At 74.2% G+C, this 21,959-nt stretch carries 20 protein-coding genes and 1 pseudogene; 10 read left to right on the top strand and 11 right to left on the bottom strand.

The annotated features are described in order from the left end of the window. Positions 1 to 235: 235 nt before the first annotated feature. Both recX and recA read right to left on the bottom strand, forming a co-directional pair. Positions 236 to 901, bottom strand: a pseudogene (gene recX / locus D1J60_RS26460) (recombination regulator RecX); the annotation flags it as partial. Continuing rightward, complete coding sequence (gene recA, locus D1J60_RS26455; protein ID WP_125604791.1) at positions 811 to 1,920, bottom strand: recombinase RecA; 1,110 nt, start codon at positions 1,918 to 1,920, stop codon at positions 811 to 813. The pseudogene recX and the gene recA, both read right to left, overlap by 91 nt. A gap of 198 nt (positions 1,921 to 2,118) precedes the next feature. On the opposite strand from recA, the gene D1J60_RS26450 reads away from it, so the two are divergent. Continuing rightward, positions 2,119 to 2,670, top strand: a complete 552-nt coding sequence (locus D1J60_RS26450) for an SMI1/KNR4 family protein (RefSeq protein ID WP_125822765.1) — start codon at positions 2,119 to 2,121, stop codon at positions 2,668 to 2,670. 53 nt (positions 2,671 to 2,723) lie between these two features. Here D1J60_RS26450 and D1J60_RS26445 read toward each other — a convergent pair whose 3' ends face one another. The 3 genes from D1J60_RS26445 to D1J60_RS26435 all read right to left on the bottom strand — a co-directional run bounded on the left by D1J60_RS26445 (position 2,724) and on the right by D1J60_RS26435 (position 5,416). Then, positions 2,724 to 3,548: a serine protease gene (locus tag D1J60_RS26445; protein WP_125604786.1), complete on the bottom strand. Its 825-nt coding sequence runs from the start codon at positions 3,546 to 3,548 to the stop codon at positions 2,724 to 2,726. Between the two features lie 126 nt (positions 3,549 to 3,674). Continuing rightward, a complete protein-coding gene (locus D1J60_RS26440; protein WP_125822764.1) occupies positions 3,675 to 4,499 on the bottom strand; it encodes an ABC transporter permease in 825 nt (274 codons plus the stop codon). Continuing rightward, entirely contained in the window at positions 4,499 to 5,416 is a 918-nt protein-coding gene (locus tag D1J60_RS26435) for an ATP-binding cassette domain-containing protein (RefSeq protein ID WP_206436573.1), read from the bottom strand. Before D1J60_RS26435 ends, D1J60_RS26440 begins: the two co-directional genes overlap by 1 nt. Positions 5,417 to 5,624: 208 nt before the next feature. On the opposite strand from D1J60_RS26435, the gene D1J60_RS26430 reads away from it, so the two are divergent. From D1J60_RS26430 to D1J60_RS26420, 3 genes are all read left to right on the top strand, one after another. Next, the gene (locus D1J60_RS26430) at positions 5,625 to 6,800 is read left to right on the top strand and encodes a sensor histidine kinase (RefSeq protein WP_125822762.1); all 1,176 of its coding nucleotides are present in this window, start codon (positions 5,625 to 5,627) and stop codon (positions 6,798 to 6,800) included. Then, a complete protein-coding gene (locus D1J60_RS26425; RefSeq protein WP_125822761.1) occupies positions 6,797 to 7,459 on the top strand; it encodes a response regulator transcription factor in 663 nt (220 codons plus the stop codon). Before D1J60_RS26430 ends, D1J60_RS26425 begins: the two co-directional genes overlap by 4 nt. Positions 7,460 to 7,675: 216 nt before the next feature. Beyond that, complete coding sequence (locus D1J60_RS26420) at positions 7,676 to 8,101, top strand: hypothetical protein (RefSeq protein ID WP_125604784.1); 426 nt, start codon at positions 7,676 to 7,678, stop codon at positions 8,099 to 8,101. A gap of 70 nt (positions 8,102 to 8,171) precedes the next feature. On the opposite strand, the gene D1J60_RS26415 is transcribed toward D1J60_RS26420, so the two are convergent. After that, complete coding sequence (locus D1J60_RS26415) at positions 8,172 to 8,744, bottom strand: HPP family protein (RefSeq protein WP_125822760.1); 573 nt, start codon at positions 8,742 to 8,744, stop codon at positions 8,172 to 8,174. 111 nt (positions 8,745 to 8,855) lie between these two features. Here D1J60_RS26415 and D1J60_RS26410 point away from each other — a divergent pair, with 111 nt between their 5' ends. Next, on the top strand, positions 8,856 to 9,611 hold the full coding sequence (locus D1J60_RS26410) for a Clp protease N-terminal domain-containing protein (RefSeq protein WP_125822759.1): 756 nt from the start codon (positions 8,856 to 8,858) through the stop codon (positions 9,609 to 9,611). Here the strand turns inward: D1J60_RS26410 and D1J60_RS26405 are convergent. Both D1J60_RS26405 and D1J60_RS26400 read right to left on the bottom strand, forming a co-directional pair. Then, the gene (locus D1J60_RS26405; protein ID WP_241253607.1) at positions 9,565 to 10,656 is read right to left on the bottom strand and encodes an AI-2E family transporter; all 1,092 of its coding nucleotides are present in this window, start codon (positions 10,654 to 10,656) and stop codon (positions 9,565 to 9,567) included. The genes D1J60_RS26410 and D1J60_RS26405 overlap by 47 nt on opposite strands. A 366-nt stretch (positions 10,657 to 11,022) precedes the next feature. Continuing rightward, positions 11,023 to 11,217 (bottom strand): DUF3046 domain-containing protein, encoded by a 195-nt coding sequence (locus tag D1J60_RS26400; protein ID WP_125605242.1) that lies wholly within the window; start codon positions 11,215 to 11,217, stop codon positions 11,023 to 11,025. Between the two features lie 81 nt (positions 11,218 to 11,298). Here D1J60_RS26400 and D1J60_RS26395 point away from each other — a divergent pair, with 81 nt between their 5' ends. Beyond that, positions 11,299 to 12,330 (top strand): hypothetical protein, encoded by a 1,032-nt coding sequence (locus D1J60_RS26395; RefSeq protein WP_164720974.1) that lies wholly within the window; start codon positions 11,299 to 11,301, stop codon positions 12,328 to 12,330. Here D1J60_RS26395 and D1J60_RS26390 read toward each other — a convergent pair. From D1J60_RS26390 to D1J60_RS26380, 3 genes are all read right to left on the bottom strand, one after another. Next, the gene (locus D1J60_RS26390; protein WP_125603163.1) at positions 12,299 to 12,607 is read right to left on the bottom strand and encodes an AzlD domain-containing protein; all 309 of its coding nucleotides are present in this window, start codon (positions 12,605 to 12,607) and stop codon (positions 12,299 to 12,301) included. The genes D1J60_RS26395 and D1J60_RS26390 overlap by 32 nt on opposite strands. Further along, entirely contained in the window at positions 12,604 to 13,344 is a 741-nt protein-coding gene (locus D1J60_RS26385; protein WP_125824193.1) for an AzlC family ABC transporter permease, read from the bottom strand. The genes D1J60_RS26390 and D1J60_RS26385 overlap by 4 nt, the downstream gene beginning before the upstream one ends. Before the next feature lie 138 nt (positions 13,345 to 13,482). Beyond that, positions 13,483 to 14,322 (bottom strand): AraC family transcriptional regulator, encoded by an 840-nt coding sequence (locus tag D1J60_RS26380; protein ID WP_125603165.1) that lies wholly within the window; start codon positions 14,320 to 14,322, stop codon positions 13,483 to 13,485. An 81-nt stretch (positions 14,323 to 14,403) separates the two neighbouring features. On the opposite strand from D1J60_RS26380, the gene D1J60_RS26375 reads away from it, so the two are divergent. From D1J60_RS26375 to D1J60_RS26360, 4 genes are all read left to right on the top strand, one after another. Continuing rightward, a complete protein-coding gene (locus D1J60_RS26375) occupies positions 14,404 to 18,996 on the top strand; it encodes an ATP-dependent helicase (protein WP_125822757.1) in 4,593 nt (1,530 codons plus the stop codon). Between the two features lie 181 nt (positions 18,997 to 19,177). Then, positions 19,178 to 19,897 (top strand): hypothetical protein, encoded by a 720-nt coding sequence (locus D1J60_RS26370; protein WP_125603167.1) that lies wholly within the window; start codon positions 19,178 to 19,180, stop codon positions 19,895 to 19,897. Between the two features lie 132 nt (positions 19,898 to 20,029). Beyond that, on the top strand, positions 20,030 to 20,842 hold the full coding sequence (locus D1J60_RS26365) for a DNA-formamidopyrimidine glycosylase family protein (RefSeq protein WP_125822756.1): 813 nt from the start codon (positions 20,030 to 20,032) through the stop codon (positions 20,840 to 20,842). 32 nt (positions 20,843 to 20,874) lie between these two features. Then, complete coding sequence (locus tag D1J60_RS26360; protein WP_125822755.1) at positions 20,875 to 21,645, top strand: SDR family NAD(P)-dependent oxidoreductase; 771 nt, start codon at positions 20,875 to 20,877, stop codon at positions 21,643 to 21,645. The last annotated feature ends 314 nt before the right edge of the window (positions 21,646 to 21,959 follow it).

The raw sequence follows: 21,959 nt of genomic DNA, 5'->3' as shown, positions 1-21,959 counted from the left end.
ACTCTGGCCGCGCCCCGGTTTTCGGGCACTGGAGCGCTCCGGCGTCCTCGTGCGGGGGCTACCCCCACCCCCGGGGCCCGGCCGTCCCCGCGCTCGGGCCCGCCGCCCGGCCCTGCCTCTCGGGGCGGCCGCTCGGCCCCGCCGCCCGGGGCCGTGGCTCAGGCCCGCGGCTCGCCCCGCCGCTCAGGCCCCCCGCTCGGCCCCGCCGCTCAGGCCCCCCGCCCGGGGGCCCGGCTCAGTCCCCGGGGTACCCCAGGTCGTCGGCGTCCTCGCCCTCGGCCTCCAGTGCGCGCCGGACCACCCGCAGGGCCATGCCCTCCGGGTATCCCTTGCGGGCGAGCATGCCGGCGAGGCGCCGGATCCGCTTGTCCCGCTCCAGGCCGCGGGTGCTGCGGAGCTTGCGCTCCACGAGTTCCCGGGCGGTCTGCTCCTCCTGCTCGGAGTCCAGCTGTTCCAGCGCCTCCTGGACGAGGGTGGTGTGCACCCCCTTGGTCCGGAGCTCCTGCGCGAGCGCCCGGCGGGCCAGGCCCCGGCCGCGGTGCCGGGACTCCACCCAGGCCCCGGCGAAGGCGGCGTCGTCGATCAGGCCCACTTCCTCGTACCGGGAGAGGACCTCCTGCGACACCTCCTCGGGGATGCCCCGTTTCGCCAGGGCATCCTCCAGCTGCCGCCGGGTGCGCGGCATCCCGGTGAGCAGGCGCAGGCAGATCGCCCGCGCCTGCTCCTCGGGACTCTGGGGCGGCAGCTGCTGGCGGCCTTCACGGCCGCCGCTCCTCGCTCTGCCGCCCCTCTCCTGCTCTTCCCGCACGGTCAGCTCTTGGCCACGGCGGCCTTGGCCGCGGGCTTGGCCTTCGACGCCGGGGCGGGCACCGAGGCGTCGGCCGGTGCGGCGGCAGCGGCGGGCTCGGTGCCCTCGCTGTCCTTGCGGACGCCCACGCCGAGCTTCTCCTTGATCTTCCGCTCGATCTCGTTGGCGAGGTCGGGGTTGTCCTTGAGGAAGTTGCGGGCGTTCTCCTTGCCCTGGCCCAGCTGGTCGCCCTCGTACGTGTACCAGGCGCCGGCCTTGCGGATGAAGCCGTGCTCCACGCCCATGTCGATCAGGCCGCCCTCGCGGCTGATGCCCTGGCCGTAGAGGATGTCGAACTCGGCCTGCTTGAAGGGGGGCGCGACCTTGTTCTTGACGACCTTGCAACGGGTGCGGTTGCCGACCGCCTCGGTGCCGTCCTTGAGCGTCTCGATGCGGCGGATGTCGATGCGCACGGAGGCGTAGAACTTCAGCGCGCGGCCACCGGTCGTGGTCTCGGGCGAGCCGAACATCACACCGATCTTCTCGCGGAGCTGGTTGATGAAGATCGCGGTGGTCTTGGACTGGTTCAGCGCACCGGTGATCTTGCGGAGGGCCTGGCTCATCAGACGGGCCTGGAGACCGACGTGGGAGTCGCCCATCTCGCCCTCGATCTCCGCCTTGGGCACGAGCGCCGCGACGGAGTCGATGACGATCAGGTCGAGCGCGCCGGAGCGGACCAGCATGTCGACGATCTCGAGGGCCTGCTCACCGGTGTCCGGCTGGGACAGGATGAGGTTGTCGGTGTCGACGCCGAGGGCCTTGGCGTACTCGGGGTCGAGCGCGTGCTCCGCGTCCACGAAGGCGACGGTGCCGCCGGCCTTCTGCGCGTTGGCCACGGCGTGCAGGGTCAGGGTCGTCTTACCGGAGGACTCCGGGCCGTAGATCTCGACCACGCGGCCGCGCGGCAGACCGCCGACGCCGAGGGCGATGTCCAGCGCGGTCGACCCGGTGGGGATGACCTCGATGGGGTCGTTCGGCTTGTCGCCGAGGCGCATGACCGCACCCTTGCCGAATTGCCGTTCAATCTGCGCGAGCGCGGCGTCGAGAGCCTTCTCGCGGTCGGTGCCTGCCATGGGTTCCACCCGGTTTGCTTGAGTCGATCGCTTCACGCCATTGACGCTAACGCCTGCCACTGACAATGCGCTCCCACGCCCGTATCGGCTGTGGATAACCCATCAGAATGGATGTTCGATTTCCGTGTCAAGCGAGCCACGCCCAGCCCGGCGGGCACCGTTCCGCGCCGGGCGCGGCCCCGCTGCTACGGTCCCGGGATGAGCGGCTGGGACGCGCGCGGCGTACGCGCACGGATACGGGAGATGGCGGCGGGGGACCCGGGGCGGGAGCGTTTCGGGGCGGACACGCACCGGTACGGGCTGGCGCCGCCGGTGCCGGAGGCGGAGATCCGGGCGTTCGAGGAGTCCCACGGCATCGGGCTGCCCGGGGAGTACCGGTCCTTCGTCGCGGAGGTGGGCGACGGCCCCGCAGGACCCTGTCACGGGGTGCTGCCGCTGACCGCCCCCCGCCCGGAGGCCGGCGAGGAGTGGGCCGTGGACGACGAGTGGCAGGAGGACCGGCTGCCGGGCCGGCTCGCCCTGCCGTTCCCCCTCACCGCTCCCCTGCCCGGCCCCATCCGCGGCCCGCAGAGCGCGCTGACGGCAGGCACGCTCACGCTCGCCGAACAAGGCTGCGGCATGTTCCTCAGGCTGGTCCTGAACGGCCCCCGCCGGGGCGAGGTCTGGCAGATCGACCCCGACTGGGGCGGCTTCGTCCCGGTGAGCACCGGTTTCCGCTCCTGGTACACGGCCTGGCTGGAGAGCCCGTAGCGGTACCGCGACCGGGGCCCGCCCCGCGCGCGGGCCCCGGCGACGGGCAGGGGTTACGGCTTCGGGACGGCGCAGCCGGGGCGGTTCAGGTCGATCTGGCTGCCGGGGCCGATGCACGGGACGAGGGTGTAGGTCTGCTGGGCGTAGTTGATGCCCTGGCGGACCGTCACGTTGCCGCTCTCGTCCACCTCGCACGGGTTGTTGTCCGTGCAGCGCTGGCCGTCCTCGTTGCCCGTGTTGTTGACGGCGACGACCTTGCCCGTCGTCGTGTCGATCACCGGCGAGCCGGAGGTGCCGCCGATGGTGTTGCAGGACGAGGTGTAGCGGACCGAGTCCTTCCAGGTCCAGGCGCCCTCCTTGAGGCGGTACGCGAACCCGTCGACGTTGCAGCTGTAGGTGCGCTTCCAGTACCCGGACACCACCTTGATGGACGAACCCTGGGTCGGACGGGCGTCGTTGAGGGTGAGGGCGGCTATCCCGTACTGGCTCTGGATCTGCGCGTAGGTCTTGGTGAGCTGGTAGAGCGAGACGTCCGTGTCCGTCATCGTCCCGTACGCGATCTTGCTGGCGCGCAGCGTGGCGACCTTCGAGCCGGAGGCGTTGAGCAGGGAGAACGTACGGCTGGACGCCCGGTTGACGAGGACTTCGCCGGCCGCCGGGAAGCCGGTCTCCAGGCAGTGGCCGTTGGACAGGACGAGTGCGGGGTCGCCGGGCTGGGAGTTCGGGGTGCGCACGACGGAGCCGGAACAGTTGCTGAGCGCGACCGTGCCCGCGTACGTGACCGCGACGGCGGGCGCGGCGTCCGAGGCCATGGCCGGGGCCGCTGCCACTCCGGTCAGGAGTAAGGAGAGCGCGACGGCGGCGAGAGGCTTGTTCATGTGGGGGGTCCCCTCTGGAGAAGGATGCGACGACCGAAGATCTTCCGATTGTCATGCGCATTCTCAAACCCTGGACCCCAACCCACAAGAGGGCCTCCCCGGTTGGCCGCCACACCGGGGGCAGGGTCACACGTCGCGGCGCCTCACGACGAGAACGGCGAGTGCGACCGTGATCAGGGGCCAGAGCGCGTACACGATCCAGGAGCCGGGGATCGTGGCGGAGTAGCCCAGGGAGCCGGGATCCGGCTCCCAGGTTTGGACCAGGCGGTGCCAGGCGGCCGACACCAGCGCGTGTTTGACGTCCGCCGACCAGCGGTTGCTCTCCGAGAACATGGTGGGCAGCATCAGCAGGGTGAAGACGCTGGCGACCATGGTCCCGGCGGCATGCCGGAGCAGAACGCCGAGGCCCAGCCCGACCAGGGCACAGACCGGAGCCAGCAACGCGGAGGCCACCAGCGCCCGGAACACCCCGGGGTGGTTGATCGGAACACCGGCATGGCGCCCGTCCAGGATGGCTTGGGAGACCAGGAGGGAACCGGTGGAGGCGGCCGTGCCGACCACCGTCCACAACGCGGCGGTGACGGCCGCCTTGGCCAGCACCACCGAGCCGCGGGCCGGGACGGCCACGGTGGTGGTGCGGATCAGCCCGCTGCCGTACTCGCTGACGATGGTGAGGGCGCCCATGCTGCCGGCGACGAGGACCAGGGTCCAGTAGCCGGCCGCCGGGTAGGCGTCGAAGGGCAGGAAGTCAGCGGGGCCGGAGCGCGCGGCCTTGTCCGCAAGGGTGGCCACGGCGGCGGACCCGATGACGAACAGGACGGTGAACGCGATCGTCCACGGGGTGGAGCGCAGGGACCGCATCTTGATCCACTCGGAGGCGATCAGGTCCCGGAAGCGGACGGGCGGGCCGACGACGGGGGTGGTCGGGGCGACGGAGGCGAGTGTGGTCATCAGGGCTGTCCTGCCTGGTATTCGACGCTGTCGGCGGTGAGTTCCATGAAGGCCGCCTCCAGCGAGGCGGTACGGGTGGTCAGTTCGTCCACCCGGATGCGGTTCTCGAAGGCGAGCGCTCCGATGCGGTCCGCCGGCAGCCCGGTCACGGCGAGCTTCTCTGCGCCCGCCGAGCCCTCCGGCTCGACCGAGGCGCCCGCCGCGGTCAGCACGGCTGCCAGCTCGGCGCCCTGCGGTGTCCCGACCACCACGCTGCGGCGGGTGCCGCGGGCCGCGAAGTCCCGTAGCGGCTCGTCGGCGATGAGGCGGCCCCGGCCGATGACGACCAGATGGTCGGCGGTGTTCTCCATCTCCGCCATCAGGTGGCTGGAGAGGAAGACCGTGCGCCCCTCGCCGGCCAGGCGCCGGAAGAGCCGGCGTACCCAGAGCACGCCCTCCGGGTCCATGCCGTTGATCGGCTCGTCGAACATGAGCACGGGCGGGTCGCCCAGCAGGGCGGTGGCGATGCCGAGGCGCTGCTTCATGCCGAGGGAGAAACCGCCGATGCGGCGTTTGGCCACCTCGGCCAGCCCCACCTCCTGGAGCACCTCGCCCACGCGGCGCAGCGGGATGCCGTTGCTGCGGGCCAGGGCGGACAGGTGGGCCGCGGCGCTGCGTCCGCCGTGGACCTGTCCGGCGTCGAGGAGGGCGCCGACGTGCCGCAGTCCGCGCGGGTGGTGGTGGAAGGGGACACCGCTGACGGTTGCGGCGCCGGTGGTGGGTGCGTCCAGGCCGAGGATCATCCGCAGGGTGGTGGACTTGCCGGCTCCGTTGGGGCCGAGGAACCCGGTGACCTGGCCGGGCCGCACGGTGAAGGACAGCTGGTCGACGGCCGTCTTGCTGCCGTAGCGCTTGGTGAGTTCGTTGACTTCGATCACGGCACCCACACTGCCGAGAGGACCCCCGTCCGGGCATGGGGCCGTGGGCGGCAATCGCGCGTCCGGATTAGCCCCTGGGCGTAAGTCCCCAGGCCGATGCCGCGCCCGCGGCGGCCGGTTAGTCTCGCGGCGTGAACCCCGAAACGATCACTCCGTTGCCCGCGCATGCCGCGCACCGAGGCCTTGTTCCCGAGAGGGCACACCGCCGATGACGAGAACGAAGGCCGTGGCCTGGGCGGGGGGTGCCTCCTACCTCCTCATGGTGGGTCTGCTGGTGGGGGGCGCGACGCGGGCGTCGGGCACGCTCCACGCTGTCGGGTCACTCCTGGCCGTGAGCCTGCTCGCCGGCGTGGTGCGGCGGATGCCTCAGCTGGCCCTGGCCATGGCACTCTTCGGATCCACGGCCGTGGTGGCGGGCACTGCGGACTCCGTCCATGAGGGCCTCGCGCCGTCGTACCAGGGCCAGTTCCTGTCGTATGTGGCGGTGGACCTCGTGCTGGGCGTCATCGTCGCCACCTGCGCACGGCGGGCTTCGATCGTCGCCGTGGCCGTGTGTTTCGCGGTGCAACTGCTGGTGATCGGCGCCTTCGCGCACGGGGACAACCTGACCGTCAACGGGGTGATCGCGGTCCTGGCGATGGCCGCATGCTGTATGGCCGGTCTGCTGAGCCGCGAGCGACGCGAGCACGCGGTGGCGCTGCGTGCGCAGGAGGTGGCCGAGGCGGTGACCGCCGAACGGCTGCGGATCGCACGGGAACTGCACGACATGGTCGCGCACAGCATCGGCATCATCGCCATCCAGGCCGGTGTGGGCAGCCGGGTCATCCAGACCCAGCCGGCCCAGGCGCGCGAAGCCCTGCGCGCCATCGAGGCCACCAGCAGGGAGACCCTGTCGGGCCTTCGGCGCACGCTGGTCTCGCTCCGTCGGGCCGACCGGGACGCGACCGCTTCGGAGCAGTCACCGCACGCACCCTCGCCGGGGCTGGCCGACGTCGAACGGCTGGCGGCGGCGACCGCGGATGCAGGGGTGTGCGTCGAGGTGCGCCGCAGCGGAGAGCAGCGTCCCGTGCCGGCCGACATCGATCTGTCCGCCTACCGGATCGTGCAGGAGGCGCTGACCAACGTGGTGCGCCACGCGGGCACCGGGCGTTGCCGGGTGGCCATCGGCTACGGAGACGAGGAGCTGTCCGTGGAGGTCGTCGACGACGGCCGCGGCGCCACCGAGAACGGCTCGACCCACGGCTTCGGCATCGTCGGCATGCGGGAGCGGGTCGGCCTGCTGCACGGCCACCTCAGCGCCGGCCCGCGCCCCGGGGGTGGGTTCCGGGTGGCGGCCCGGCTGCCGCTGCCCGCACCCGTCGGAGTCCCGGTGGAGGCCCGGTGACCGTCCGGATCCTGCTCGCCGACGACCAGCCGCTGGTACGGTCCGGGCTGCGCGTACTCATGGCCGACCAGCCCGACTTGGAGGTGGTCGGTGAAGCCGCTACCGGTGCCGAGGCGGTCCGCCTGGTCAAGGACGTCGACCCGGACGTCGTGGTGATGGACATCCGGATGCCCGGCATGGACGGGATCGAGGCAACCCGACTGATCACAGCCGACCGGGCGACGACGCGGGTGCTCGTCCTGACCACCTTCGACGAGGACGACAACGTCTACGGCGCACTCCGGGCCGGCGCGAGCGGCTTCATGGTCAAGGACATGGCTCTGGACGACATCCTCGCGGCGGTCCGTGTGGTCGCCGCCGGTGACGCACTGATCGCGCCGGGCGTGACGCGCCGTCTGATCGCCGACTTCGTCGGGCGCCCCGAAGCGGTCCCGGAGCGCTCTGCACGGCCGGTCGAGGGCATCACCGAACGGGAACGGGAAGTGCTGGCCCTGGTCGGACACGGCCGGTCGAACACCGAGATCGCGGAGGACCTCTTCATCACCGTGGCCACCGCCAAGTCGCACGTGTCACGGCTGCTCACCAAGCTGGGTGCCCGGGACCGGGTCCAGCTCGTCATCACCGCCTACGAGACGGGGCTCATCACGCCGCCTCGCTGACGGCGGCCTGGTCGACGCCCAGCACCGGGCAGCCCCGCCCACGGCTTGGCACAGAAGAGGAATCAACCATTCCAACACCCCACGAGGCGGGCGCCGAAACCCATACCGGGGCGCATGGGCCGCCGCCCCGGGCTGGGGTCGAGCGGTCTCCGAACGGCCGGTACCCTGCGGTGCCCCCGACGACGGGGGCCGTGAAAATTCCGCTCAGGAGGACCCATGGCCATCAAGAAGGCCACGATCCAGCAGCAGGTGGCAGAAGCCCTCGCCCAGGCCAACCCCACCGACAAGCCCATCGTCACGATCCAGGCCATCGCCGGCCCCAGCGTGTGGCTGATGAGCATGCTCGGCCTCATCGGCCAGGCGTTCCTCTCCTACTACTTCGTCACCGTCACCGAGCAGGCCGTGGTGCTCCACAAGGCGAGCCGGATGAGCAACCGCCCCCAGGAGATCGTCTTCGCGATATCGCCCGCCGAGGCCGTCGGCAGCATCACCGAGGTCAAGCGCAACGCCGTCTGGAGCTCCTTCCGCATGCAGCTCCCCGGCCAGGCCGCACCGACCCGGATGAACGTGCACCGCATCTGGCGCGGCGAGATGGACCAGCTGCTCGGCCTGCTGACGCATCAGACCCAGCCCACCGCCTGACGCCTGACGGCCCGGCGGCGGAGGGGACCCGTCCCCAGCTCCCTCCCCGCCGGGCCCCGGCCCACCGGGCTCACCACCAGTACACGGGGTAGCGCACCGCCCCCCGCCGGGCCCGCGACGCGGCCATCCCGGCCAGTACCAGCAGCAGCGCCGCCCCCGCCAGCAGCGGTACGAACACCACCGGATCCGGCGCCTGGAGCACCACCACCACGGTGGTCGCCGCCGCCGGCGAATGCGGGGTCCGGGCCAGGGTCATCACCCCCACCGCCACCCCCGCCCCCAGCGCCGCCACCCACGGCGCGTCCCCCGCCAGGGCCAGCCCGAGATAGCCCACCGCCGCGCACAGCAGGTGCCCGGCGACGACGCTGCGCGGCTGGGCCAGCGGCAGCGCGGGCACGCCGTAGACGATCGCCGCGCTCGCCGCGATCGGCGGGATCAGCACCGGCTCGTGCAGGAGCGCACCGATGCCGACGAGCGCGAGCAGCGCGGCCGCCGCGACCCCGCCGCTGTGCAGGGCGGTGGCCCGGGCGGGCGACGCGGGCGCCGGGGCGCGTCCCGCCAGCGCGTTCGGGAGGGCCGGGCGGGCGCGGCCGGCCGCCTTCGCGGCCCGGCCCGTACGCGTGTCACTCGTGTCCACACTCATGAGGGCCAGGTCTACGCACCCTCCGCATCACGGCCCTATACGCGAGCCACGCACCGCCAGGTGACAACCAACGGTTGACACCCCTCCGGCTGTCAACCTAGGGTTGCACTCATGACGAACCCTTCGGTGGAACCCGTTCGCATGACCAATCCGGTACGCCTCGACGACCTGATCGAGGCCATCAAGAAGGTCCACTCCGACACCCTCGACCAGCTCAGCGACGCCGTCGTCGCCGCCGAGCACCTCGGCGACGTGGCCGACCACCTCATCGGCCACTTCGTGGACCAGGCCCGCCGCTCCGGCGCCTCCTGGACCGACATCGGCCGCAGCATGGGCGTCACCCGCCAGGCGGCCCAGAAGCGCTTCGTCCCCAAGGCGGACAAGGACGGAGACGCCGGCCTCGACCCGAACGCGGGCTTCGGCCGCTTCACCCCCCGCGCCCGCAACGTCGTCATCTCCGCGCAGAACGAGGCCCGCGCCGCCGGGAACGCCGAGATCCGCACCGAGCACCTGCTGCTCGGCCTGCTCGGCGAGACCGAGGGCCTGGCCGCGCACGTCCTCACCGCCCAGGGCGTCGCCCCGCACGACCTGCGCACCGCCGCGGCCGCCACCCTGCCCCCGGCGCAGGCGGAGGTCCCCGAGCTCGTCCCCTTCGACGCGAACGCCAAGAAGGTCCTGGAGCTCACCTTCCGCGAGGCCCTGCGCCTGGGCCACGGCTACGTCGGCACCGAGCACGTCCTGCTCGCGCTCCTGGAGCAGGAGAACGGCGAGGGTCCGCTCAGCGCCGCCGGCCTCGACAAGGCGGCCGCCGAGGCGACCGTCACCGAAGTCCTCGCAGGCGTACTCGGCGGGGACGCGGCGCAGTAGCCTCGTCGGCCGCCGCGCCCGTCAGCTCGTACCGCTTCACGTACGCGCCGAGGAAGGCCTGCAGGGTGGCGACGGCCGGGATCGCGATGAGCGCCCCGACCGCGCCCAGCAGGGCGGTGCCCGCGATGACCGAGCCGAAGGCCACCGCGGGGTGGATGTCCACGGTCCTGGAGGTCAGCTTCGGCTGCAGGACGTAGTTCTCGAACTGCTGGTAGATCACCACGAATCCGAGGACGTACAGCGCGTCCCAGGGATCGGCGGCGAAGGCGATCAGCATCGGCAGCGCGCCCGCCAGGTAGGTGCCGATGGTGGGGATGAACTGGGAGACCAGCCCCACCCACACGGCGAGGGCGGGCGCGTACGGCACGCCGAGCACCACGAACAGGACGTAGTGCGCGATGCCGGAGATCAGCGCCATCAGTCCGCGCGAGTACAGGTAGCCGCCGGTCTTCGCCACGGCGATCTCCCAGGCCCGGAGCACCTCGCGCTGCTTGGCGGGCGGCAGCACGGAGCACAGCGCGCGCCGCAGCCTGGGCCCGTCGGCGGCGAAGTAGAAGGAGAACAGGAAGATCGTCAGGAGCTTGAAGAGTCCGCCGAGCACCGTGGTGGACACGTCGAGCACACCGGTGGCGCTGTTCTGCACGTACTTCTGGAGCCACTGGGAGTGCAGCAGGCTGTCCTGGATCTCCAGCCGGGAGAAATCGGTGTGGAAGGTCCGGTTGATCGAGCCGATCACCGAGTCGAGGTATCCCGGGAAGCCCTCGACCATGTCGATGATCTGGCCGGCGAGCATCGAGCCGAGCATCGCGAGGAAGCCCGCGCACGCGACGAACACGGCCACGAAGACCAGGAAGGCGGCGAGCCCGCGGCGCATGCCGCGGGCCGCCATCCTGGCCACGGCCGGTTCGATGGCGAGCGCGAGGAAGAAGGCGATCAGGATGTTGACCAGCAGCCCGATCAGCTGGTGGAAGGCCCAGCTGCCGAGCTGGAAGCAGGCCACCAGGGCCAGTACGAGGACCACCGCGCGCGGCAGCCAGCGGGGCATCCGCGCGTCTCCCGCGGCCGGGGCGGTCCCGGGCGGGACGGCTCCCGCACCCGCGGGCGCCGCGGGGGCGCCGTCCGCCGGACCATTCGCCGGGTCCGCCGGGTCCGCCGGGTCTGCCGGGTCCGCCGGGTCTGCCGGGTCCGCCGGGCTCGCGTGGCCCGTCGGTCCACCGGCCTCCGCGGGTCCACCGGCCGCCGCGCGTTCACCCGTCGCGCCCGTCGTCCGGCCGTTCGTCTCTTCTGTCGCTGCCACGCCGTCCAGTCTGTCCCAACCGCGCCCCGGACCACGAAGCCGCACAGCGCCCGGCCGGCCCGCGTCCCGCCGCCGCGCGCCGGTCCGGGACCTCGCCCGCGCGGCGGAGCCGCCTCAGCGCAGCGAGGCCGGCACGTCCATCGCCGAACACACCGCGCGCCACACGTCCTTGGTCTCCCAGCCCTCGTCCAGCGCCTGGTGGACCGTGCGTCCGCCCAGTTCGGCCATCACGTGGTCCCGGGCGAAGGAGTCCGCGTAGCCCGCGCCGAAGTGCTCGGCCATCCGCTCCCAGAAAATCGTCAACCGCATGCCTCCAGTATCCCGCCCCGGAGAGTGCACCAGCCCCGTTGCTCCCGTGCGCCCCCGTGCGCGCGCCCTACGGTGTCACGCATGCCTGGAGACGAAGCTCCCGCCCCGGCCCCACCGAGCCCGGCGGCCCCGACGGCCACCTCCGCCCCCTCCTCCCCCGCGGCCTGCCCGCTGGCCCGCGCCGAGCGGTTCACCTGGCTCACGGCCCGGGTGCTGGAGCAGCGGCGGTTCGCGTTCCACTTCCTCGGCGGGGATCCCGACCCGGTCGACGCCGCCCTCGGCTCCTACCTCGGCGACGACGGGGGCTACGGGCACGCGCTCGATCCCGACCTGCGCGGCCCGCTGAGCCAGCCCCTGCACACCGCGCACGCCCTGCGGATCCTCGACGCCCTCGGCCGGTGCTCCGGGCAGCGCATCGAGCGGCTCTGCCGCCACCTGACCCGGGTCTCCACCCCGGAGGGCGCGCTCCCGCTGGTCCTGGCCGGCCCCCGGGACTATCCCGCCGCCCCGTACCACCCGGTGTGCGACGACCCGCCGGGGACGCTGCTGACCACGGGCCCCGTCGTCGGGATCCTGCACCGCAACCGGATCTGGCACGCCTGGCTGTTCCGGGCCACGGACTTCTGCTGGGAGCGGGTCGAGACGCTGCGCCAGACCCACCCCTACGAGGTCCAGAGCGCGGTGGCCTTCCTCGACGGCGCCCCCGACCGGGCCCGCGCCGCGGCGGCCGCGGACCGGCTGGGCCGGCTGGTGCGCGAGCGGCGGCTGGCGGTGCTCGAACCGGACCGGCGCGCGGAGTACCCGACCGCCCCCGGCTACGCCCCCGGCGAGCAGCTGTTCCCGTACGACTACGCGCGGCGGCCGGAGTCGCTGGCCCGCGGCTGGTTCACCGACGAGGAGATGCGGCGCTCGCTGGACTTCCTCGCGGCGGAGCAGCAGCCCGACGGCGGCTGGCCGGTGCACCGCCGGGCCTGGGCGCCGGGCAGCTCGCTGGAGCGGCGGCCGATCGCCACCCTGGAGGCCCTGCTGACCCTGCGGGCGTACGGGCGCCCGATCGGGGCTCCGGCCGGGGCCGGCGGGGTCAGCCTCCCAGGGCCCGGACGGCCGCGGTGACGACCACGGCGGCGCCGACGACCAGCAGGAACGGGGCGCGCAGCAGCAGCGCGACCCCGGCGGCGGCCAGCCCCGCGGCGCGGGCGTCGAGGACCAGCTCGTGGCCGGTGCTGAAGGTCTGCTGGGCGGTGAGCGCGGCGAGCAGGGCGACGGGCAGCAGGGCGGAGAGCCGGCGCACGACGGGGCGTTCCAGGGCCCCGGCGGGCACGAGCAGTCCGGCGAGCTTGACGGCGTAGCAGCCGACGACGGTGAGCCCGATGGCGATCCAGACGTTCACGAGCGCTCTCCCTCCGGCGACCGCCGGCCCTTCATCCACAGCACCGCGGGCGCGGCCAGCGCGGCGATCAGTACGGGCACCCCGGCCGGCAGTACCGGCAGGAAGCCCAGCCCCAGCACCAGGGCGAGCGCGGCGACGGCCCGCTCGGTGGTGCTCCGCAGCATCGGCGCGAGCAGGGCGAGGAACACGGCCGGTCCGGCGGCGTCCAGCCCCCAGGCGGCGGTGTCGCCGATGGCCTCGGCGCCGAGGGCGCCCAGCAGGGTGGTGAGGTTCCACAGCACGTAGAGGGCGAGCCCGGTCACGGTGAAGCCGAGCCGGGCCGACCTGCGGTCGGGCTGGGCCAGGGCCACGGCGGTGGTCTCGTCGATGACCCAGTGCGCGGCGAGGGGCCGGACGGCCCTGGGGAGGGCCAGCAGCTGGGACAGCCGCAGCCCGTAGAAGGCGTTGCGGGTGCCGAGGAAGAAGGCCCCGGCGGCGGCGGTGAACGGGTTGCCGCCCGCCGCGAGCGCTCCGACCAGCGCGAACTGCGAGGCGCCGGTGAAGACGAGCAGGCTCAGCACGCAGGCCTGGAGCACGCTGATCCCGGCCCCGGCGGCGGTCACCCCGAACGCGAACCCCGACAGTCCGACGGCCACGCCCACCCCGAGCGAGTCCCGTACGACGGCGGCCCGCGGCCGGCCGTCGACCGCGCCGGGGGACCTGCCGGGGGCCCCGTCGGAGGCCTCTTGTATCACCATCTGATGTTCTCCCACGCCCCGAACGTAGGCGGGGAGGACCGGCCGGGTCTTGTACGTTCTTGCGCGCCCTCCCGGCGGCGCGGTGCGGGTGGCCGACGGTTCCGTGGGTGCCGTGGGTGCCGTGGTGGGGGGCGGGGCCTAACCGGCGCGCTCCCTGCGGTAGGCGCCCGGCGGGACTCCGACGATGCGGGTGAAGTGCCGGTTCAGGTGCGGCTGGTCGGTGAAGCCGACGGCGACGGCTGCCTCGGCGGGCGGGGTCCCCGCGTCGAGCAGGCGGCGCGCCCTGCGCACGCGGGCGTCCGTCAGCCAGGTGTGCGGGGGCATCCCGTACCGCTCCCGGAAGGCCCGCAGCAGCGCGAACGGACTGGCGCCGAGCTCGGCCGCGAGCTGCTCCAGCGAGGGCGGCGCGGCCATCCGCTCCTCCAGCACGGCCCGGGCCCGTTCGGCGTCGGCGGCGCCCGCGCCGCGCACGGGGCGGGCCGGCAGCGGGCCCGCGTGCCGGCTGAGCATGCGGGCCACCACGCTCCGCAGCAGGGTGTCGGCGGCCAGCGCGTTCCCGGCCTCGGCGGCCCGGTGGACCTCGGTGATGGCCCGTGCGCCCTGCGCGTCGGCGACCATGTCGGTGGTGAAGCCGGGGGTGCCGCGCGGGGTGGCGATCTCGGCGGCGACCTCGGCGATCAGCTCGCGCGGGGAGTAGAGGGTGGCGTACGCCCAGCCCTCGGGGACCCCGGCTCGGGCGGTGTGCGCGACCTCCGGGTTGATCAGCACCACGCTGCCGGGTCCGGCCCGTACGGTGCCGCCGGGCAGGCCGATCTCCTCGATGCCGCCGGTGACGGCGGCGATGACGTACCCGTCGTGGGCGTGGCGCGGGAAGGTGTGGCGCACGTAGTGGGCGCGCAGCAGGTCCAGACCGGGCAGTTGTTCGTACTGCCAGTGCCGTGCCCATTCGCCGCGCCCGCGCCCGTCGTCCTTCCCCATGTCCTCATTCTGCGCCCCGGCCCGGCGGGGCGTTTGCCCAGGTCGGGCCCCGTTGTCAGAGGCGGGGTGCACGATGGGGGCATGGCAGGCGCTGCGCTCGACTCGTTCTCCCCCGCGACCCGCTCGTGGTTCACGGGGGCCTTCCGTACGCCCACCCCCGCGCAGGAGGGCGCCTGGCGGGCCATCGGGGAGGGCTCGGACGTGCTGGTGGTGGCGCCGACGGGTTCCGGCAAGACCCTGGCCGCCTTCCTCGCCGCCCTGGACCGGCTCGCCTCCCAGCCGCCGCCGGCCGAGGCGCGCAAGCGGTGCCGGGTGCTGTACGTGTCGCCGCTGAAGGCCCTGGCGGTGGACGTGGAGCGCAACCTGCGCAGTCCGCTGACGGGGATCCGGCAGGAGTCGGCCCGGCTGGGGCTGCCCGAGCCGGACGTCCGGGTGGGGATCCGCTCGGGCGACACCCCGGCCGCCGAGCGCCGGGCGCTGGCGACGCGCCCGCCGGACATCCTGATCACCACGCCGGAGTCGCTGTTCCTGATGCTGACCTCGGCCGCGCGGGAGGCGCTGTCGGGGGTGGAGACGGTGATCCTGGACGAGGTGCACGCGGTCGCCGGGACCAAGCGCGGCGCCCACCTGGCGCTGTCCCTGGAACGGCTGGACGAGCTGCTGCCGCGGCCGGCCCGCCGGATCGGGCTGTCGGCGACGGTCCGGCCGGTGGAGGAGGTCGCCCGCTTCCTGGCGCCGCGCGGCCGGGTGGAGATCGTGCAGCCGCCCTCGGACAAGGAGTTCGACCTGTCGGTGGTCGTCCCGGTCGAGGACATGGGCGAGTTGGGGGGCTCCCCTGCGACCGAGGGCCGGGAGGGCGGTGACAAGCCGTCGATCTGGCCCCATGTGGAGGAGCGGATCGCGGACCTGGTCCAGGCCCACCGCTCCACGATCGTGTTCGCCAACTCCCGCCGCCTCGCGGAGCGGCTGTGCAACCGGCTCAACGAGATCGCCCACGAGCGGGCCACGGGCGAGGCCCTCGCCGAGGGCGCCCCGCCCCCGGCGGAGATCATGGCCCAGTCGGGTGCCGCCCTGGGTGCCGCGCCGCTGCTGGCCCGCGCGCACCACGGTTCGGTGTCCAAGGAGCAGCGGGCGCTGGTCGAGGAGGACCTGAAGGCGGGCCGGCTGCCCGCCGTGGTCGCCACGTCCAGCCTGGAGCTGGGCATCGACATGGGCGCGGTGGACCTGGTGGTGCAGGTGGAGTCGCCGCCGTCGGTGGCGTCGGGGCTCCAGCGGGTGGGCCGTGCCGGGCACCAGGTGGGCGCGGTCTCCACGGGTGTGGTCTTCCCCAAGTACCGGGGGGACCTGGTGCAGGCGGCCGTGGTCACCGAGCGGATGCGGACCGGGGCGATCGAGTCGCTGCGGATCCCCTCCAACCCGCTGGACGTGCTCGCCCAGCAGCTGGTGGCCATGACCGCCATGGACACCTGGCAGCTGGACGAGCTGCTGGCCCTGGTGCGCCGGGCCGCGCCCTTCGCGGCGCTGCCCGAGTCGGCGTTCACCTCGGTGCTGGACATGCTGGCGGGCCGCTATCCGTCGGACGCGTTCGCGGAGCTCAGACCGCGCGTGGTGTGGGACCGGGTCGCCGGGACGATCACGGGGCGGCCCGGTGCGCAGCGCCTGGCGGTCACCTCCGGCGGCACCATCCCGGACCGGGGTCTGTTCGGGGTGTTCCTGGCCGGCGCCGACCCGAAGAAGGGCGGGGGCCGGGTCGGCGAGCTGGACGAGGAGATGGTGTACGAGTCCCGCGTGGGCGACGTGTTCACCCTGGGCACCACCTCCTGGCGGATCGAGGACATCACCCGTGACCGGGTCCTGGTCACCCCGGCCCCCGGGGTGCCGGGCCGGCTGCCGTTCTGGAAGGGCGACCAGCTGGGCCGCCCGCTGGAACTGGGCCGCGCGGTCGGCGCGTTCCTGCGGGAGCTGGGCGCGCTCAGCGACGAGGACGCCCGGCTGCGGCTGCTGGCGGCGGGCCTGGACGGCTGGGCCGCCGACAACGTCCTCGCCTACCTGGCGGAGCAGCGGGAGGCCTGCGGGCACGTGCCGGACGACCGGACCATCCTGGTCGAGCGGTTCCGGGACGAGCTCGGTGACTGGCGCGTCGTCGTCCACTCCCCCTTCGGCGCCCAGGTGCACGCCCCCTGGGCGCTGGCGCTGGGCGCCCGCCTCGCCGAGAAGTACGGCATGGACGCCCAGGTGATGCACGCCGACGACGGGATCGTGCTGCGCCTGCCCGATGCCGACCTGCTCTCCATGGACCTCCTCGACCACGACCCGGCGCGGCCCGCGCCGTTCGAGTTCGACGACGAACAGGCTCCGCTGGGCGCGGCCGACGTTGCCTTCGACCAGGGCGAGGTCTCGGGGCTCGTCACCGACCAGGTCGGCGGATCCGCCCTGTTCGCGTCCCGGTTCCGCGAGTGCGCGGCGCGCGCCCTGCTGCTGCCCCGCCGCAGTCCCGGCAAGCGCACCCCGCTGTGGCAGCAGCGCCAGCGGGCCTCGCAGCTGCTCCAGGTGGCCTCCGAGTTCGGCTCCTTCCCGATCGTGCTGGAAGCCGTACGCGAGTGCCTCCAGGACGTGTTCGACGTGCCGGGCCTGTCGGAGCTGATGGGGGACATCGAGGCGCGCAGGGTCCGGCTGGTCGAGGTCACGACCCCTGAGCCCTCGCCGTTCGCCCGTTCCCTCCTCTTCGGGTACGTGGCGCAGTTCCTGTACGAGGGGGACTCGCCGCTGGCCGAGCGGCGGGCGGCGGCGCTGTCGCTGGACTCCCGGCTGCTGGCCGAGCTGCTGGGCCAGGCGGAGCTGCGGGAGCTGCTGGACGCGGAGGTGCTGGAGGAGCTGGAGCGGGAGCTCCAGTGGCTGACGGAGGACCGGCGCGCCAAGGACGCCGAGTCGGTGGCGGACCTGCTGCGGCTGCTGGGCCCGCTGACGGACGCCGAGCTGGTGGCGCGTGGCGCCGAACCGGCCTGGGCGCGGGAGCTGGAGGCGGCCCGGCGGGCGATCCGGGTGCGGATCGGCGGCGCGGACCACTGGGCGGCGATCGAGGACGCGGGCCGCCTGCGGGACGCGCTGGGCACGGCCCTGCCGGTCGGGGTGCCGGAGGCGTTCACCGAGCCGGTCAAGGACCCCCTGGGTGATCTCCTGGCCCGGTACGCGCGCACCCACGGGCCGTTCACCACGGCGGCGGTGGCCGCCCGCCTGGGTCTGGGCGCGGCGGTGACGGAGGGCGCGCTGCACCGGCTCGCGGCGGCGGGCCGGGTGGTGCAGGGCGAGTTCCATCCCGCGGGGATCGGCCAGGAGTGGTGCGACGCGACGGTGCTGCGCAGGCTGCGGCGGCGTTCGCTGGCGGCGCTGCGCCAGGAGCTGGAGCCGGTCCCGCCGCCCTCGCTGGCCACCTTCCTGCCCCAGTGGCAGCACCTGGGCGGGGCGCTGCGCGGGATCGACGGCCTGGCCCGGGCCGTGGAGCAGTTGCAGGGGGCGCCGGTGCCGGCCTCGGCGCTGGAGCGGCTGGTCCTGCCGTCGCGGGTGGCGGGGTACGCGCCGACGCTGCTGGACGAGCTGACCAGCACCGGGGAGGTGGTGTGGGCGGGTGCGGGGGCCCTGCCGGGCAAGGACGGCTGGATCTCCCTGTACCTGGCGGACGCCGCTCCGCTGCTGCTGCCCGAGCCGCATCCGCTGGAGGCGGGCCCGCTGCACCAGGCGGTCCTGGAGAGCCTGTCCGGCGGGTACGGCCTGTTCTTCCGGCAGATCACCCAGTCCGTCCGGGCCCGCCACCCGGAGGCCTCCGACCTGGAGCTCTCCGAGGTGCTGTGGGACCTGGCCTGGTCGGGCCGGCTGACGAACGACACCCTGGCCCCGCTGCGCTCCCTGCTGGGTTCGGGCCGTACGGCGGGCGCCACCGCGCACCGCGCCCGGCGGACGGTGCCGCGCGGCCGGTACGGCGGCCTCGCCGCGACGGCGTCCCGCAACGGGCCGCCGACGGTCTCGGGCCGCTGGTCGCTGCTGCCCGAGCGGGCCCCCGATCCGACCCAGCGGGCGCACGCCCTGGCCCGGACGCTGCTGGACCGGCACGGGGTGGTCACCCGGGGGGCGGTGGCGGCGGAGGGCGTCGAGGGCGGGTTCAGTGCCGTCTACCGGGTGCTGTCGGCGTTCGAGGACAGCGGGCAGGCCCGCCGGGGGTACGTGGTGGAGGGCCTGGGCGCGGCCCAGTTCGCGATGGACGGTGCCGTGGACCGGCTCCGGGCCGCCGAGAAGAACCCGCCGCCGCTGGCCGCGGTGGTCCTGGCCGCGGCGGATCCGGCGAACGCGTACGGGGCGGCCCTGCCCTGGCCGGAGCCCCCGGCGGGTGCCTCGCACAAGCCGGGCCGCAAGGCGGGCTCGCTGGTGGTGCTGGTCGACGGGGAGCTGACCCTGTACGTGGAGCGCGGCGGCAAGACCCTGCTGGCCTGGCCGGAGCCGGGTGATCCGCGGCTGGAGGCGGCCGTGGCGGCGCTGGCCGCCGGCTCCCGCGCGGGCACCCTGCCGGCGCTGACGGTGGAGCGGATCAACGCGGCGGCGGCCCTGACCTCCCCGCTGGGTCCGGCCCTGGAGGCGGCGGGCTTCCACGCCACCCCGAGGGGACTGCGGCTGCGCAGCTGACGTGCCGGACCGGGGATCCGGTCCGGTCTCGGACCGGACACGTATGTCTTGGGCATGTCACGAAACTGCTGCCAGCCGCTCCACAGGGGCTCCCGGGCTGGCCCGGACGCTTATCCGTGGCTTATCAAAGGTGATCACAGGCACCGCGCTCGGCGGTGCCCCGTCATGGGGGACAAGAACAGTGAGCACCAACAGCATGCGCAGGACCACCCTCGCCGCGGCCGGCCTGGCCGTCGCCGGAACCCTCGTCCTGACCGGCTGCAAGGACGGCATCGAGGAGACCCCGGCGGCTCCCGCCGCGCCCTCCGCCGCAGCGTCCGCCGGCTCCTCCGCCCAGCCGGTCTCCCCGGCCGCGCCCAGCTCCTCGGCGGGCGGCTACGACGGCTCGGCGAGCGCCTCCCCCGCCCCGGGCGGCGCCGCCGCCGGCGGCGCGGTGGCCAAGTCCGGCCAGTCCTTCAAGATCGGCGAGGCGGCCACCGTCCCGTTCAGCTACGGCAGCAACAAGGGCGGCCAGCTCGCCATCACCGTCACCGGCATCGACGCGGGCAACCCGTCCGACCTGGCCTCGCTGAACATCGCGGACAAGGTGAAGGGCAAGACCCCCTTCTACATCCGCTACACGGTCAAGAACACCGGCAACACGGACCTGTCCTTCGCCTCCGTCGGCCACATGAAGGGCCTGCTCGACGGCGGCAGCGAGTCCGACGTCGTGCTGATCGCGGGCAAGTTCGAGAAGTGCCCGAGCGAGTCGCTGCCGAAGGGCTTCACCAACGGCCAGTCGCAGAACTCCTGCGCCGTGGCCCTGGCCCCGACCGGCACCAAGGTCTCCGGCGCCCTGTACTGGGGCGACCCGTACAACAACCTGGCCTCCCCGCCGCAGAAGGGCCTCACCTGGAAGTGACGGGCGGCCCACCCGGCCCTCGCCCCCGCTGATCCGCGAACCCCCTGTGGCGGCCACCCCGCCCGGGGGGTTCCGCGCGTCCCCGGGCGGTGTCCGCGGGGACCGGCACCCCCCGGGCCGGACAATGGCAGCATGCCCGAAGGAGACAGCGTCCACCGCGCGGCGGCCCGGCTGCACGCCGCCCTCGCGGGCAGCCCGCTCACCCACGCCGACCTGCGCGTGCCCCGCTTCGCCACCGCCGACCTCACCGGCCGCACCGTCCTCGACGTCACCCCGCGCGGCAAGCACCTCCTCACCCGCCTCGAAGGCGGCCTCACCCTCCACAGCCACCTCGGCATGGACGGCACCTGGAGGCTCTTCGCCCCCGGCGAGAAATGGCGCGGCGGACCCTCCTACGAGATCCGGGCCGTCCTGTCCACCGCCGCCACCACCGCCGTCGGCTACCGGCTCCCCGTGCTGGAACTGCTGCGCACCGCCGACGAGGCCCGGGCCGTGGGCCACCTGGGCCCCGACCTGCTGGGCCCCGACTGGGACGAGGCCCGGGCGGCCGCCAACCTCCTGGCCGACCCCGGCCGGCCCCTCGGCGAGGCCCTCCTCGACCAGCGCAACCTCGCGGGCATCGGCAACATCTACAAGTGCGAGCTCTGCTTCCTCGCCCAGGTCACCCCCTGGACGCCGGTCGGCGCGCTCCCCGACCCCGCCGCCACCCTCCCCCGCATCGCGGCCGCCGCCCAGCGCCTGCTGGCGGCGAACACCGGCCACGGCGGCGCCCGCAACACCACCGGCAGCCACCGCCCCGGCCGGGGGCTCTTCGTCTACGGCCGCGCCCACCGCCCCTGCCTGCGCTGCGGCACCCCCGTCCGCGAGGCCCCGCAGGACGGCCGGCCCACGTACTGGTGCCCTGGCTGCCAGTCCGGCCCGGTCCCGGAGCACCCCGACAGTTGACGCCCCGTCAGATCCGCTCGTACGGTCCTGGCATGCCCACACCGATCGCCTCGTACGACCTCACCGGCCGCACCGCGCTCGTCACCGGAGCCGCCGGCGGCATAGGCCGCGCCACCGCCCTCCTCCTCGCCCGGGCCGGAGCCGCCGTCCACTGCGCGGACCGCGACGAACGGGGCCTCGCCGAGACCGCCTCCCTGATCTCCGCGGACGGCGGCTCCGCCACCGCCCACCCCCTCGACGTCACCGACCGGGCCGCCCTGCGGGCCGCCGTCACCGCCGCCGGACCGCTCGACATCGCGGCCGCCATCGCCGGGATCATGCACACCAGCAGCGTCCTGGACACCACCGACGAGGACCTCGACCGGATCCTCGACGTCAACTTCAAGGGCGTGCTGCGCACCTGCCAGGAAGCCGTCCGCGCGATGATCTCCGCAGGCCGCCCCGGCTCGGTCGTCACCATGGCCTCCGGCGCCGTGGACGCCGCCCAGCCAGGCCTGCTCTGCTACAGCGCCTCCAAGGCCGCCGTGGTCCAGCTGACCAAGACCCTCGCCACCGAGAGCGGCCCGCACGGGATACGCGTCAACGCCGTCGCCCCCGGATGGATCCGCACCCCCATGACCGGCCGCCACGGCCCCGAGGTCCAGCAGCGGACGGAGGCCGCCATGGTCCGCATGTCCCCGCTGGGCCGGGTCGGCGAGCCGGAGGACATCGCCGAGGCCGTGCTCTACCTGGCCTCGGACGCCTCGTCCTTCATGACGGGCCAGATCCTGCGCCCGAACGGCGGAGTGTCGATGCCCTGGTAGCGCCGCCCCGGGACCGCTCCCGGCCGGCCCCGCGCACGGGCTCCGGCACGCAGTGCACCGGCAGCAGCCCCAGGCCCCAGCCGCCGAGCGCGAGCGCGCCCTCCACCGGGCCCGCTCCGGACGGCGCCAGCGCCAGCCGCAGCACGGCCCACCACCACAGCGCCGCCACGGCCAGGGCGAAGGGCACCGTCACAGGTATGCACTGCAACCGCCGCACGGCGACCTCCGGAGGGCCGGTTCCCGGACGGGCCCATCCTCCCGCACCCTCCGCGCCGCCGCACCCAGAACGCCGGGCGGCGGCCCCGTGGAGCCCC

Source organism: Streptomyces sp. W1SF4 (assembly GCF_003950035.1).
GTDB classification, from domain to species: domain Bacteria; phylum Actinomycetota; class Actinomycetes; order Streptomycetales; family Streptomycetaceae; genus Streptomyces; species Streptomyces racemochromogenes.
The sequence above is the reverse complement of the archived record's forward strand: the minus strand, read 5'-3'. Positions and strand labels throughout refer to the sequence as shown.